The organism is Lewinella sp. W8 (genome assembly GCF_004375085.3).
Taxonomy (GTDB): Bacteria; Bacteroidota; Bacteroidia; order Chitinophagales; family Saprospiraceae; genus Neolewinella.
Genome location: NZ_SNAQ03000009.1, coordinates 1 through 15214, shown reverse-complemented (window position 1 = coordinate 15214; position 15214 = coordinate 1). Strand labels below are relative to the sequence as shown.

General features: G+C 56.3%; 13 protein-coding genes. 12 read left to right on the top strand and 1 reads right to left on the bottom strand.

Features of this window, described 5'->3' with window-relative positions; genetic code table 11:
* The first annotated feature begins 127 nt into the window (after positions 1-127).
* Positions 128-1180 (top strand): glycosyltransferase, encoded by a 1053-nt coding sequence (locus tag E1J53_RS11445; RefSeq protein WP_134273087.1) that lies wholly within the window; start codon positions 128-130, stop codon positions 1178-1180.
* A gap of 284 nt (positions 1181-1464) precedes the next feature.
* Here E1J53_RS11445 and E1J53_RS11440 read toward each other — a convergent pair whose 3' ends face one another.
* Complete coding sequence (locus E1J53_RS11440) at positions 1465-2739, bottom strand: septal ring lytic transglycosylase RlpA family protein (protein ID WP_134273086.1); 1275 nt, start codon at positions 2737-2739, stop codon at positions 1465-1467.
* Positions 2740-3096: 357 nt separating this feature from the next.
* On the opposite strand from E1J53_RS11440, the gene E1J53_RS11435 reads away from it, so the two are divergent.
* The 11 genes from E1J53_RS11435 to E1J53_RS11385 all read left to right on the top strand — a co-directional run bounded on the left by E1J53_RS11435 (position 3097) and on the right by E1J53_RS11385 (position 14993).
* Positions 3097-3858: an enoyl-CoA hydratase/isomerase family protein gene (locus E1J53_RS11435; protein WP_134273085.1), complete on the top strand. Its 762-nt coding sequence runs from the start codon at positions 3097-3099 to the stop codon at positions 3856-3858.
* 8 nt (positions 3859-3866) lie between these two features.
* Positions 3867-4568, top strand: a complete 702-nt coding sequence (locus E1J53_RS11430; RefSeq protein WP_134273250.1) for an NAD-dependent deacylase — start codon at positions 3867-3869, stop codon at positions 4566-4568.
* Between the two features lie 140 nt (positions 4569-4708).
* Positions 4709-6967 (top strand): ATP-binding protein, encoded by a 2259-nt coding sequence (locus E1J53_RS11425; RefSeq protein ID WP_134273084.1) that lies wholly within the window; start codon positions 4709-4711, stop codon positions 6965-6967.
* A 44-nt stretch (positions 6968-7011) separates the two neighbouring features.
* On the top strand, positions 7012-7407 hold the full coding sequence (locus E1J53_RS11420; protein WP_134273083.1) for a response regulator: 396 nt from the start codon (positions 7012-7014) through the stop codon (positions 7405-7407).
* A gap of 14 nt (positions 7408-7421) precedes the next feature.
* On the top strand, positions 7422-7955 hold the full coding sequence (locus tag E1J53_RS11415) for a response regulator transcription factor (RefSeq protein WP_134273082.1): 534 nt from the start codon (positions 7422-7424) through the stop codon (positions 7953-7955).
* Between the two features lie 12 nt (positions 7956-7967).
* Positions 7968-8534 (top strand): biliverdin-producing heme oxygenase, encoded by a 567-nt coding sequence (locus E1J53_RS11410; RefSeq protein WP_134273081.1) that lies wholly within the window; start codon positions 7968-7970, stop codon positions 8532-8534.
* Between the two features lie 109 nt (positions 8535-8643).
* Positions 8644-8970, top strand: coding sequence for a co-chaperone YbbN (locus tag E1J53_RS11405; RefSeq protein WP_134273080.1), 327 nt, complete (start codon positions 8644-8646; stop codon positions 8968-8970).
* 233 nt (positions 8971-9203) lie between these two features.
* Positions 9204-11855 (top strand): TonB-dependent receptor, encoded by a 2652-nt coding sequence (locus tag E1J53_RS11400; protein WP_134273079.1) that lies wholly within the window; start codon positions 9204-9206, stop codon positions 11853-11855.
* Between the two features lie 812 nt (positions 11856-12667).
* Positions 12668-13039 carry a BlaI/MecI/CopY family transcriptional regulator gene (locus E1J53_RS11395; protein ID WP_134273078.1) on the top strand — a complete coding sequence of 124 codons (372 nt, stop codon included), beginning with the start codon at positions 12668-12670 and terminating at the stop codon, positions 13037-13039.
* A complete protein-coding gene (locus E1J53_RS11390; RefSeq protein ID WP_134273077.1) occupies positions 13029-14354 on the top strand; it encodes a M56 family metallopeptidase in 1326 nt (441 codons plus the stop codon). The genes E1J53_RS11395 and E1J53_RS11390 overlap by 11 nt, the downstream gene beginning before the upstream one ends.
* Positions 14355-14489: 135 nt before the next feature.
* Complete coding sequence (locus tag E1J53_RS11385; RefSeq protein WP_134273076.1) at positions 14490-14993, top strand: DUF6702 family protein; 504 nt, start codon at positions 14490-14492, stop codon at positions 14991-14993.
* The last annotated feature ends 221 nt before the right edge of the window (positions 14994-15214 follow it).

Here is a 15214-nt window from a genome sequence, read left to right as displayed (position 1 = left end):
GGAACTTGGTCTTCATCGCGTAGTATTTGGTGGGTGAGGGATAAATGTAAGCACTCGTCGCTGGTTGTTGGTCAGTCCACGGAGGGTATATTGTCGCGTCTGGCCCTATTTTGCTGCCACCGCAATAATGAAGTACTCCCCCCAACGCCGTAATCTGATCTGTGTCCTCGACTGGGGACTGGGCCACGCCAGTCGCAGTCTGGCCCTGGCGCAACGGCTGGAGGAGGCGGGAGAAGTTGTCCTTTGGGCTTCGGCCGGAGCGGCCCTCGACTTCCTCCGGCGGGAGCGGCCCGAAGCTACCATCTTTGCGTTGCCGGCCTACGCTGTTCGCTACCCGTCCACCTCCATGATCGGCAACGTTCTCTGGCAGGCACCCCGCTGGCTCCGGGTGGCGCTGCGGGAACGGAGCATGGTCAAGGAACTCGTGCTCCGTCACCGGATTGACCGCATTATTTCCGACAATCGCTTCGGGTGTTATGATCCCGGCATCCCTAACGTCTGGCTGAGCCATCAGCTGCACCCCATCGTTCCGCTCGGGTGGGTGGGCTGGGCCTACCGACGGTTCCTGCGGCGGCATTACCAGTTTTTTTGGGTGCCGGACGACGATGGAGAAGACCGTCTCTCCGGTAAACTTTCCGCTCCGGAGGGTTACATGGAGGTAGTCTACGTCGGCCAGTTGAGCCGGCTGGGGCGGGCTACTTTGCCGTACCCAAACTTTTTGCATCCCGGGCGCAGCCCCCAAAAAAAACACCTGAAGCTGTTGCTGCTACTTTCCGGGCCGGAACCCATGCGTAACCGCCTGGAAGAAGCCCTCGTGGCCGCGCTGCACGGGACCGACCATGCGGTTACGCTCGTCCGGGGGCTTCCCGCAGTGCAGGGGCCAGCCAAAGCGTTTCCCACGAATTGGATCATCCATCAGTTTGCGGACGCGGAAAGCCTGCGGTCATTGTTGGTGGCAGCAGACCTGGTCGTCTGCCGTTCCGGCTACAGCACGATGATGGACCTGATGGCGGTGGGGAAACCCATGATCCTGATCCCTACTCCCGGGCAGACCGAGCAGGAGTACCTGGCCCGCAGAGCGCAAGAAAAAGGGTGGGCGGCGATGCTTCATCAGCCGGAAGTGCCCGCCCTTGACGTGGTGATTGACTACTGGAAGACCGCTAGCGTTAAGAAGCGTTAAGTATCCGCCATCAGCGTTATCGGATCATTAAAGTACGGGAGGCTACGTAACGCGAGGGCAAGCTTTTGCGTCAGTAGAGGCATGACTACCGTAGATAAAGCATTAAGACTGATTGTATTGATCCTGCTGCTGGTAGCTCCGGCGCTCCTGCTCTCCCTACTCCCCGCCTAAACGAGCCAGGGCCAACCGCTGCGGTTGGCCCTGGTAAAATTATGTTTCAAGTGAAGGTGAGGTAGAGCACTGTCGAAGCATCAGGGCACCCCTGCACCGGGAATCGGGAGGTATTACTGAATACGTCGGGCGGTAGCGCCGCCGTAGCCCGCATCCCTAACTTTCTGTTTGTAGTCTTCCGCCTGATTCTGAAAGTAGAACTTACCGGTAAAGACGCGGTAGATGTTGCCCACTTTGGCGGACCAGACGTGTACGAATCCCTTTTCCTTTAGTTCATCCTTTAGCTTTTCGGCATTCACGGCTTTACTGAAGGCCGCTACCTGAACACCGAACAGGATGTCCGTGTCGTCGAATTCCTGTTCGGGGATTTCGGGCGTGCCGCCGTAGGTAGCGGGGGCTTCTTCGGGGGCGGCCTCCGGAGTGGGGTCGGGGGAGAGGGTAGCGGTAACCGGAGGAACGGTCGGTGGGGGTGGTGCCACCCCGGGGTTACCGATCGGAAGCGCAATGGTTTCTTCCTCCTCTTTGGCGGGCTCGGGGCTCTTGGCGCGAAGTTGTTTGATCCAGGCGGAGCGGTTGCAGGTTGGGCCGTCATTGCCCATCGTCACTACCCGTAACTTAACCATGGATACGCCCGCTTTGGTCAGGTCGATCAGGTCGGAGGCCGCCCGGCTCAGGTCGATGATGCGGGCGTCAGAGGAGGGACCACAGTCGTTGACCCTCACCTGGACTTTCCGGCCGTTTACCGTGTTGGTAACTTCCAGGATTGTACCGTAAGGGAAAGACTTACTGGCCGCCGTAAGGGCATTTTTGTTGTAGGTTTCTCCGGTGCTGGTGGGCCGGCCGTTGTACCGGTCCGCATAATAGCTGGCGAGCCCTTCCATTAACACCGGTCCGTCGGTAGGGATGACGGAGGCCGCTGCGGAAGCCCCCTGGTTCAGTGGTGGGGCTATCGGTGGGGCTTTGGGTTTCTTACCTTCGGCCTTCAGTTTCCTGGACCAGGCACCCCGGGCGCAGGTCGGCCCCGCTTCACTCGGGACGATTACCCGCAGTTTGACCTTGGCCTCTCCTTCCCTGATGAAACCAAGTCGCTCGGCGGCGGCCCGACTCAGATCGATGATGCGATCTTTGGCGTGGGGGCCACAGTCATTAACGCGGACTTCCACGGTTTTTCCATTAGCTACGTTCGTTACCTCCAGGATGGTCCCGTAGTCGTATTCCCGGGAGGCAGCCATAAATTCTTTCTGGCGAAAGGTCTCGCCGGTACTGGTTAACAGGCCATCGAAGCGATCAGCGTAAAAGCTTGCCATACCCTCGGTGCGCTGGGCCTCCAGATGGAGGGAGACCATGACCAGGGTGGCCAATAGGATAAGTGAATAACGTAACTTCATTAGGTATCGTAGTTGAAATTTGGGATTGCTGGCGAGAAAGGCGCGTTTAGACTCGATGATGCCACCTTACCGCTGGACAAAATACAGTAAACTGGCCAAGGTCCAAACCAGCACTAAGGTAAGTACGATCAAAAACATGACTTTATTTTCCTTATCGCCACCGGGCATCGGGACACCAATTGTGCTTCGGTAGGGCCGAGCCGGTTCGTGGGCCCCACGATCAGACATTAGAAAATTCACTTATCCCGCCGGGGGAGCGTTGCCGCAAATATTTTCAGAGGTATATCATCGGGGTAATTTCCCTCCTACGTCCGGCCAACGACTACTATATTACCCCCTGACCAAATAAGCAACCAAATGTCAACCCAAGGATCACTTACCAGTGACTTGAGCCCGGAAGGGGTGAGGACGATCATCTTTAGCCACCCGGCCCACAACAGTATGCCGTCCGGACAGCTGAAGGCCACCGTAGCCGCACTGGACGAGGCGGGAGCAGACCCCGCCACCAGGAGCATTCTTCTGCGGAGTGGCGGTGACCGCACCTTTTGTGCGGGGGCAAACCTTGACGAACTGTTGGCCATTGATGACCTGACTACCGGGAAGGCTTTCTTTATGGGCTTTGCGGAGCTCATCCTGGCGATGCGGCGCTGCCCGAAGCCCATCGTGGTGGCCGTTCAGGGCAAGGCCATCGGTGGGGGAGTAGGGATTGCTTCGGCCGCAGATTACTGTATGGCGACCGAAGCGGCCTCGATCAAGCTGAGTGAATTGGCCATTGCGATCGGACCGTTCGTGATTCTTCCGGCCCTGGTGCGGAAAATGGGGGTTGCGGCGGCGACGGAACTCAGCCTGGACACCGAATGGCACGATGCTCAGTGGGCGCACGGCAAGGGGTTGTTCCAGCGGGTGTTTGCCACTCAGGAGGAACTATTGGCGGCGGCCGAAGCGTTGGCAAAACGATTGGCCACTTACAGCCTGGAAGCGGCCAGTGAACTTAAGCAAACGCTCTGGGCGGGGACGGATCACTGGCCGGCCTTGCTGGAAGAACGGGCGGGCGTCTCCGGCAGATTGGTACTCACTGATCCGGCCAAGCAGGCCCTGAGCAAATTCAAAAAGAAGTAATGCCTACGATGCAACATCTGGTAGTCCTTTCCGGCGCCGGCGTCAGTGCCGAATCGGGAATTAAAACTTTTCGGGACAGTAATGGCCTGTGGGAGAATCATCGCGTAGAGGACGTGGCTTCCCCGGAGGGGTTCGCCCGCGATCCGGAGTTGGTCCTTGATTTTTACAATCAGCGGCGGGCCCAATTGCACGAGGTCGGACCGAACGAGGGTCATCGCATCATCGCGCAGTTGGAAGACCACTACCGGGTTTCGGTGGTGACCCAGAACATTGATGATCTGCACGAACGGGCGGGAAGTACCCAGGTTGTTCACCTGCACGGGGAGTTGCTCAAGGCCCGCCCCGTGGGGCGGGAACACCCCGTGCTGGACTGGACGGGAGACATCCGCCTCGGAGACACGGACGATGGCGGCCGGCAACTTCGTCCGCACATCGTTTGGTTCGGCGAGGCGGTGCCGATGATTGACCGGGCGGCCCAGCTGGTTGCGGCTGCGGACGTGATCATCATCATCGGCACCTCCATGCAGGTGTATCCCGCCGCCGGCCTGGTGGGGCTGGCGCCCCATGACTGCCCGGTGTACTACGTGGATCCGAACCCCACCATCAGTTACGAACTCAAGCAACGCCGGGAAATCAGGGTGGTGGAGATGGTTGGTAGTCGGGGAATGGCCCGGGTCTTTGAAGAGTTGACGGGACAGGTTTACCAATAAGGCTGGACAATACCGTGAGAGAAAGTTCGATGGAGGCGCAAGCATTTTGTTATCCCCCAAAAGGCTTCCTTAGTAGGGAGAATTGCCTTATCTATGGCGGCCGGGCATTAAAGTAAGTTCGCCCGAAGAGTGGTGAAATTATGAAAACCGATAGCCGGCGATACGTTGAGACGTACGACCTGACCAACTGCGACGCTGAACCCCTGAGGTTCATCAGGTCCTGCCAGTCCCACGCCATTGTTTTAGTTGCCGAGGTAGATAAGCTTCGGGTGATTGGTGCTTCCGAAAACGCCCGGGACCGATTTGGTAAAGCCGCAAATGATCTACTTGGTCTTCCCCTCGGTGAGGTGCTGAACGAGGAGCTTTTTTCCCAGGTCCAGGCAGCCGTTCGGAACAATGCCTACGACAACGTAAACCCCATCATGTATGCGGCCCTGCGGCCCTCTGGAGTAATGCGGGAGAATGTGCTCCTGCACCCAACGGGAGAACACTTGATCCTGGAATTCGAGGAGCGGGACGAGTCTTTCCAACACGCCAGACACCTGACGGGAATCGATCACGCCCTGCGGAAAATTCAGGCGGGGCAGTCTGGGGAAGAGGTTTTTCGATCTACCGTAAAGGAGGTAAAGCAGGTTACGGGTTACGACCGGGTAATGCTATACCGGTTCGATGATGAATATAACGGGGAGGTTATTGCGGAGGATAAGGAACCCGGAATGCCTCCCTACCTCAACCTGCGGTACCCCCACACCGACATTCCGGAGCAAGCCAGGAAGCTGTATTTAGAACAGCAGTTGCGGCATATTGTGTCCACGGATGCCTCGGCGGAATCCTTCATCGTTTTTATCGATGACGCACCCGTTAATCTATCTCCGGCGGCCAACCGGGGGGTGTCCCCGATTCACCTGGAGTACCTGCGGACGATGGGCGTGGGGGCGAGTATGAGTATTGCCATTATTGTGGAGGGGCGATTATGGGGTCTGCTGGCGTGCCATCACCGGACAAGGAAACTGGTGGACTACCGGCTACGGATGACCATTGGTTTTCTGGGGCGCGTAATTTCCGGACACATTGCCATGCACCAGGGCAGTAAGATGCGTGGTGAAATCCTGTCCACCAACCTGGTGCGCAGTAAGCTGATGGACCAGATGAACGCTTCGCTGGATTTGAAAACTGCGCTGTTCGATAAGTCACTGACGTTGTTGGACCTCATCCGGGCAGAGGGCGTGGTGATGAAATTAGGGGAGGAAATCACCACCCTGGGAAGTGCACCATCCCAGGAGACCATCCTGGCGATTGAGGCATTTCTTGAGGAAAAGCAGGAGAACGTTTATCACACGAACGCGCTTTCGCAAGAGCTTCCCGAGATTGCGGATCAGGCAGACGTGGTAAGTGGTATTCTGGCCATCAGAATCGGCCGCAAACCCCCGGAATACATCATCTGGGTACGGCCGGAAAAGTTGACGACCGTGACCTGGGGCGGAAGTCCGCAGCAGCGAAAAATTATTGAAGACGGAGCGGTACGGCTCCATCCTGAGCTGTCGTTCGCCCGGTGGACGGAAGAGCAACGGGGGCTGTCGGAAGAATGGGAACAGCACTACATTGATAGTGGCCTGGCGCTTAGGAATGACATTAAAGAAGTCATTTTGCAAAAGTATCAGGAGATCCGGGAGCTTAACGACAACCTGGTGTCAGCTTACGACGAACTGGAAAGCTTTAGCTATACCGTAAGTCACGACCTCCGGGCACCCCTGCGAAGCATTAAGGGATTTGCGGAAATCCTTCAGGAAGACTACCTCAATAGTCTGGATGATTACGGACAGTACGCCCTCACGACCATCATCAATAACATCGGGAAGATGAATGGATTCATCAATGACATTCTGGCGTTTTCCCAGTTGGGCCAATCGGAACTGGTCGCCGACGAGGTGGAACTGGAGGGAATCATCAGTGACCTGTGGAAAGACCTGGAGGGGGACAAAACGGAGGTTGCACTTGAGGTGCAACTGGACCATCCCGTGCTACGGGGCGATTATCATCAAATCCGGCAGGTATTCCTTAACCTGATTTCCAATTCTATAAAGTACGCGAGAAAGGAGGTGTCGTCCTGGATCAGAGTACAGTCTTTGTTAGAAGGAGATCGCCTGGTGCTCATCATCGAGGACAACGGAATTGGGTTCAACATGAAATACGCCGAACGCATTTTTGCGGTTTTCAGCCGCCTGGTTTCGGATGATGCCTATGAGGGAACCGGCGTCGGCCTGGCCATCGTGAAAAGAATTGTGGACAAGCACCAGGGAACCATTGAGGTCAGCAGTGAACTGGGGGTAGGCACTAGGTTTATCCTCTCCTTTCCGGCGATAGACGGAAATAATACGGAGCCCAAACCATTAAACTAAAGTAAAAATCCAACGTTGACCGTGCGGTCAATGTCTTCCTTAATATGCAAAGACTTATCCTCATCGATGACAGTGCAGATGACGCCGCCATGATGGAGCGCATCATAATGCGTAATGGATGGCCGTTGTCCTTTCAGTGGATCAGCGATGCGGAAGAAGGCTTGCACTTTCTACGGCACGAGACACTGGCCCCAGCGGACATGATTTTTTTAGACATCAAGATGCCAAAGATTACCGGACTAGAGATTCTGGAACGCTTGAAGAAGGAAGGCCGTTTCACCCACTTGCCCCCCATCACGGTCCTGTCTTCCTCTCAATTATCGAAAGACATTAATCACGCGAAAAGCTTCCCTGGCGTGACCTATGAAACGAAGCCAGAGGGTTACCTGGCCATGAAGGACCTGGCTAACCGACTCATTCCCCCCAACATTATTCACTAACTCACTACCACACCATGATCAGCCGCGTAATTAAAGTGTTCATTCTGGAAGACCGTCAGGCCGAAGCAGAATTGACGAAACGGACGATTCTTAAATTTGCCCCCAATGCATTGTTTACCATTGCCAGTAATGAGGAAGATTTTCTGAAGAAAATCAATTGGGGAAGCTATGATGTGATGATGGCGGACTACAATCTGCCGGGATACAACGGCCTCGAGGCACTACTACACGTCAAGGAGCATTTTCCCCAACTGCCCTTCATTTTTGTAACGGGGACCCTGAATAATGAGCAGGCCGCGGCGGAGGCCATTCTTTCGGGAGCGGACGGTTACGTACTGAAGAGCAACTTGAAGGCGCTGGAGGGCACTACGGTGAAGGTGTTGGCCGATTCGGTGAAGAAGATTGAGGAAGCAAAAGAAAACCAGCAGCGAATCAGTCGACGCAAACTCCTGTTGAACAAGGTGAAAACCCTGTTGTCTGACGGTGAGGATTTTTCGGCGAAGCAGGAAATCCTTCAGTCCGTGCAAGAATTGGAGGGGTTACTATAGCCCGTTGACTCCATGGACGCCATAACCGCACTCCGGCAGGCCACCCGGGAGGCCCACACCAAAACCGAAGAACTGGTTGATCGCGACCTGTTGTTGAGCCAGCACTTTAGTTCGGAAAGGTATTGCCGGCTGATGCAGGCAAACCGACAGGCCTGGGAAGCATCGTTTCGGATGATTTTGCGGTGTGAACACCCACCGGGTTTTGGGACAGAATTAGCCACCCTCCGCGAACTGGGAAAAAGTCTCGGACTGTTGGTGGCGGAGGAGGACGGTCGGGCGAAAGTTGATCAAGACGGCAGCGGCGGAGCCGCTGATTTTGCGGGAGCCGTCTACGTTTTACTGGGCTCCACGCTGGGTAGTAAAGTCATTTATCGCGCGCTGGAAAAGAACCCGGCCATCGCTCCCCACCAAAATCTTGAATTTTATCGAAGGGCCGCCGCAGTATCTCCCAAAGCATTTCGGGAGACCCTGGAAAAGATTAACCGGCTCATGAAGGACAATCCGGCCGTTAAAGATCGGGTCATCAGGAGTGCCCTAAACGTGTTCGGTTACTTTCGGATGGCCTACGAGAAATTATGAAAAATTAAAGTGCCGATTCACGAACATGGACAAGGTATTCCGGTAATAAAGAAAATGGGCAGAACAATTAACGCTTAGATACGTGTTGAAACACCGTTATCTTTAAGCAATGAATACGAATCAACCCCAGATCAGAAATGCCATGCCATCCAGATTATTGACAAAGGGCGACGAAACGGTTATCGTCGTTGGGGTGGCCAGTTGGTCGGGCTCCTCGGATATTGTTTTGGGGTTCGCCCAGGATTTTGTGAAGGAGCACGACAATTGTCGCGTAGAATTCTTCGACGTCGACCAGGAATCGGACTTAAATACCTTGCTGGATATTAGCTCCGTGCCCGCAGTCTTAATCATCAAGGATAAAACGGTCGTTGATATGTTCACGGGGCTGATGAGCAAGAAGCGCTTCACCAAAACCCTGGAACAATACCTTTCCTAGATTCAACCCCTGGTCAGAAAGTATACCGCAACCTTACCCAGTGACTCTCCCTTCGGCCACGATCGGCCTTCTCCCAAAAAAGTAGCCCGCCGACTTCCTGTTCCGTTAGATCCGGGGATGTCCGCTAATCGGCGAAATGCCCCCTCCCTTGACCCCGTATGCTGGCGGCTACGTGACGTAATAACTCTTCTGGCTTGACTACCTTTGTGCCTCTACCGGTCAAGTCCGCCCCCATGAAGGAAAACCACCTTAGCCTTGCTCCCCAGATTTTTTTTGGCACCTGCGCTCGCGCCCAAAGGCCGAAACCTGGCTGCTCAGCCGGGGTTCCGTCGCTGCTGAACGTTTGGCGGTTACTTGGCGTCTTCCTGATCTTGATGGGCAGTTTAGCGTCAGTTTCGGCGCAGGTGGAGTCCGCCGCGATTACGGGTAAGGTCACCGACCTCATCAGTGATCGACCGGTTGACTTCGTGACCATTTACGTGGAAGGATCAAATACCGCGGTGGAAAGTGGGCAGACGGGGCGATACCTGATTAACGTTCCGGCGGGAGAAGACTTCCAGCTGGTCTTCAGCCGTCTGGGCTACCGGGAAACAAAGGTGGCCATTACCGCACTGCCCGCCGGGGGCACCAAGCAAATCGACGTGGCACTGGCTCCCGTGGAAAGTACCCTGGAAGTGGTGGTGCGGGAAAGTAAGATTGAAGAAGGTGGAATGATCCGGGAGCAACCGGAAGCACTGCGCCTGCTGCCGTCCACCACCGGCAACCTGGAAAGCATTCTGCCCCACATCGCCCTGGGCGTAAGCAGCGGCTCCGGAGGGGAACTGACGAGCCAGTACAACGTGCGGGGAGGCAACTACGACGAGAACCTCGTGTACGTCAATGACTTTGAGATTTACCGGCCCCAGTTGGTCCGTGCCGGCCAGCAGGAGGGACTCACCTTCGCCAATATGGATTTGGTGCGCAGCCTTTCCTTTAGCTCGGGCGGCTTCGATGCCCGCTACGGTGATAAACTGAGCTCGGTGCTGGACATCAAGTATAAACGTCCCGACAGTCTGCGGGCCAGCCTGGAACTCAGCCTGCTGGGGGGCGGTGCTCACGTGGAGGGGAGTTCACGGGCCAATAAGGATGGACTGAAAAAGTTCCGCTACCTGGTGGGCGCCCGCTACAAAACCACGGCTTACCTTCTGGGGTCACTGGAAACCACCGGGGAATACCTGACCGATTTTGCCGATATTCAGACCTATCTGACCTACGATTTTAGCAAGGAACTACAGCTGGGGCTGCTGGCCAACTACAACCGCAGCATCTACAACTTCGACCCCGTCACCCGTACGACGGCCTTCGGAGGATTTTTTGAAACCCTGCAGCTCTTTACGGCCTTTGAGGGCGGCGAACGGGATGATTTCCTGACCCAGATGCTGGGCGTTTCCCTGACCTTCATCCCCGAGAAAAAGGAAAATCCCTTTTTCCTGAAGCTCCTGACGTCCGCTTTTCGCAGCGATGAAAATGAGGCCATTTCGATCGGAGGCGCCTACCGGCTCGGGCAGCTGGACACCGACCTGGGGTCCAATACCTTCGGAGAAGTGATCAACGAACTGGGGTCGGGCAACCAGCAGCAATCCGTGCGGAACTTTCTGGACATCCAGATGTACAACGCCGAACTCCGGGGGGGACTGGAGATTAACTCCGGCCAGGAAGACGTTACCAGGGCCCATTTTCTGCAGTGGAGCGTAAAGGCGCAGTACGAGCAGATCAATGACTTCATCAACGAATGGGAGCGCCTGGACAGCGCCGGCTACAGCTTGCCCTTCAACGAAAGTGCCGTTGAGCTCTTCTCGGTGCTTAAGACGGAAAATGAACTACAGAGTACCCGCTTCAGCGCTTTCCTCCAGGACACCTGGACCTGGCGGAAGGAGGATCGCGCCGACCTCCGCATCAGCGCCGGGGTGCGGGCTACCTACTGGGACCTGAACGAGGAGTTGGTGATTTCTCCCCGCGCCCAGATTCTCTACAAACCCCTGGGCGGTACGGCGGACATCAGCTACAAACTGGCCGGGGGCATCTACGCCCAGCCACCTTTCTATCGGGAAATGCGGGGACCGGATGGCGTGGTGAACACCAACCTTCGCAGTCAGAAGTCCGCTCACATCGTGGGGGGCATCACCTCCGATTTCTACTACGGAAAGCGGAACCCCAAGAAATTCCGCTTCATCGCCGAGGCCTACTACAAATCACTCTGGGACCTGGTGAGCTACGAAATTGAGAACGTACGAATCCGCTATTCCGGACTTAACGACGCCCGCGGCTATGTGGCCGGCCTGGACCTAAGACTCAACGGGGAATTTGTGCCCGGAGCGGAAAGCTGGCTGAACTTGAGTCTGCTCCAGGCCCGGGAACAACTCATCGGGGTGGAACACCGGGAAGTGGTGGGCCGCGACGAAGAAGGACAAACCATCAGCGAAGTGGTGGAGTACGTGCCGCGACCCACCGACCAGTTGTTTCAGCTTAGCCTCTTCTTCCAGGACTACCTGCGCAAGAACGATGCTTTCCGCACCCACGTCAACCTCACCGTGGGCGGCGGACTTCCCTTCGGCATCCAGGGAGACAACCGCATCTTCCGCAACACCCTACGCTTCGATACCTACCACCGTATCGATATCGGGTTCAGCTTCCGGCTCTACGACCGACAGAAGAGTCGCCGGGCCAACACCCACTTCCTGAAGTTTACCCGCTCCACCTTCCTCAGCCTGGAGGTCTTTAACCTCATGCAGGTGGCCAACCAGGCGGGCAATACCTGGGTCCGGACCATTCTGGACCAGCAGTACGCCGTCCCCAACCGACTTACCGGCCGCCGCATCAATCTGCGCCTGAAGATGGATTTTTAGCAGGGATTGAGGGGTTGAATGAATGAAGGATTGCATGAATGAAGGATTGAAGGGGACAACGATAGAGCCCCTGGAAGAGGCTTGCTCCGCAAGCCGGTCTTAAGGGCCGAGATGGAGGCTTAGGCTAAGGAGAAGGCTAAGCGTAACCGAGCCGGTGGAGACCCCCAAACCGGTCGAGGTGTTCCACGCCGAGTCATTCATAAGGCCGTACATCTTTCCGGGGAAGACCTGCTCCAACCAGTTAGTGGGCAGAATATGCCGGTCGGAAAGGCCGAGATGGAGGCTTAGGCTAAGGAGAAGGCTAAGCGTAACCGAGCCGGTGGGGCCCCCCAAACCGGTCGAGGCGTTCCACGCCGAGTCATTCATATGGCCGTACATCTTTCCGGGGAAGACCTGCTCCAACCAGTTAGTGGGCAGAATATGCCGGTCGTAAGGGCCGAGATGGAGGCTTAGGCTAAGGAGAAGGCTAAGCGTAAACGAGCCGGTGGAGACCCCCAAACCGGTCGAGGTGTTCCACGCCGAGTCATTCATATGGCCGTACATCTTTCCGGGGAAGACCTGCTCCAACCAGTTAGTGGGCAGAATATGCCGGTCGGAAAGGCCGAGATGGAGGCTTAGGCTAAGGAGAAGGCTAAGCGTAACCGAGCCGGTGGGGACCCCCAAACCGGTCGAGGCGTTCCACGCCGAGCGATTCATATAGCCGCACATCTTTCCGAAAAGGGGATACTCGACGAGCCGGTTGCAACACCTGGGGAAAAGAAATTTTTGTCGATGTGAAACTTATAACGTATTTTTACGTTAAATAACTTGATATGCAAAAACTTACGAAGGCACAGGAAGAAATCATGCACCTCATTTGGGAGTTGGGGGAGTGTACGGTGGGTGACTTGCGCGAGGCGATTGCCGAGCGGGAGGGCAAAAAGCCGGCCCACAGTACGGTGTCCACCCTGGTGCTCGCGCTGGACAAGCGGGGGTTCCTGACCCACCGCCAGTACGGGCGGACCTACGTGTACGAGCCGGTGATTTCGCGGGAGGAGTACGGCCAACGGTCTCTGGGCCAATTGATCAAAAAGTTCTTCGGGGGCTCGCCGCAGCTGGCGGTAAGCCATCTGGTGGAAAGCGAAGACCTGAGCCTGGACGAACTCAACGACCTGGTGCGCAAACTCGAGGACAATGAAGACTGATCTCGTAGAATTCATCCTTCGGGCCACCCTGATCTGGGGGGCGCTGCTGGCGTACTACTACGTGGTGCTGCACCGCAACGACCACTGGCGGCTACGGCGACTTTTTCTTCTCTTTGCCTGGGCGGCGGGCATGCTCATCCCGCTGTTGCCGGCCCTGAGCGTGGCCCCGGAAATGCCCACCGTGCGGCTGTTCGTTCCCGAGGGCATCGGGGCGGTTTCGTCTGGGCCGGTCGCGGCGGCCGGTAGTCCGGCAACGGAGTGGTCGGTCCTTCCCCTGCTGTTGCTGGTCTACTTGTTGGGGGCGGCGACGGTTTTGGCGCGGACGCTGGTGCAAAGCTGGCGGGTGTGGCAGTGGACCCGGGAAGGCGAGAAGTCAACTTACGGCGGAGTCGAGGTGGTGCGCCATGCGGCCATTCGGTCGCCCTTTGCGGGCTGGGGGAGGGTCTTCCTTCCGGCAGCCGGGCTGGGGAGCACCCTGGAAAACATTGCCCTAATCCACGAAACGGCGCACCTGCGGCAACGCCACCATTACGATACCATACTAATGATGATCGGCCGGATCATCTGGTGGTTCCATCCCCTGCAGTGGGTGTTCCACCGGTTACTGGCTGATCTCCACGAATACGAAGCCGACGCGGCCGTCACCCAATCGGTACCGGTGCGGACGTACGGTCTTCATCTGCTGCAATCCTCGTTGGCGCCGACGGGAGCATTGGGGCTTTTCTCTTCACCCTTAAAAAAGCGAATTACCATGATGACTAAAACCAAAGTGCGCCAACCCCTTCGCGCCCTATCCATCGGCGGCCTCACCCTGTTGCTGGCCGTCCTGGTGGTGGCCTGCAGTGACCTGACCGAGGACGTTCTCCCCAAAGAATCCACTCCGGTGGTGGAGGGCTTCCCCAACGAGGAGATGATGCAACTCTACGCCGTTCCCAGTGGAGCGGAAGACGTTCCGGGAGCGATCGGTGGCGAGGACCTGCTGCGGTTGGTCTACCAGAACGTCAAGTATCCGGCCGAGGCCCGCGCGGCCGGCCTTACGGGAGCGGCCACCGCCACCGTAACGGTGGGTACCCGCGGAGAAATCCTGGACATCACCACCGTACGGGTACAGCCCGAAGAACTCGAGCCCAACCAGTACTTCGTGATCGTCGGCTACTCGGATCAACCCGCCAAAGCGGCGGGCCTGGACAATGGCCTGTTCTCGGAGGAGGTCATCCGGACGATCAAGTCGATCGGTAAATTCTCCCCCGTAATCGTTGACGGGGTTCCGGAACCTTACCAACTGCAAATGGGCTTCCGATTCACCCTGGAATAGGCAGTCAAAGCTCAATACCTGAAGCGCTGACGGGCGAGTACTGGATTTATGCCGGTGCTCGCCCGTGCTTTTTTGTGGATGCCCTCAACGAAAATTTTTCTCCGGGGTTAATTTCGGGAACGCAAAATTGTGGATATGAAGTTCTTTGTTCTGATGGTGGCCCTCCTGACGAGCGTCGGTTCTTTCGATCACGAATACCACGTGAGTAAGACCAACCTACGGTACGTGGCGGACCGTGATCAGCTACAGGTAGAAATGCACGTCTTCGTGGATGACCTGGAAAAGGACCTGATGGCCGCCGGAGGCCCGAAGCTGGAAATCGGCACGAAACGGGAACATCCCGAGGCGGCGGCTTACCTGACGGAATACCTGGCTAAGCATTTTCGGGTGAACTGGAACGGAACTTTCATCCAACCGAAGCTGCTGGGCTACGAACTCGAGGACGATCTGCACGGCCTGTGGATTTACCTGGTGAAAGAGTCGGCGGAGCGCCCGAAGAACGTCACGGTGGAGAACTCCATGATCACCAGTACCTATCCCGATCAGACCAACATCGTCAAACTCTGGAAGGGCACCGAACGGGCGGCTACCCTGCTGCTGAGTAAGGACCGGCCCCGGGGGAGTTATGTGGGGGAGTAGGGGCTTGGTCTTTTGGTTCGTTAGATTTTTAGTCTGTTAGTTTTTTAGAGCGTCGGTCTTTTAGTGCGGTAGTTTTTTGGTTTGTAGAGAACTCCCTGAGACTGTTCAAGTAAGTGTGTCTACTATCTTTAAGAATGAAAAGCGCAAAAGACAAATTACCAGCGGATCTCCAAAAGCTGTTAGCAGACCATCTTAAAAGTGGTAAGCCCCTACTTGGTCAA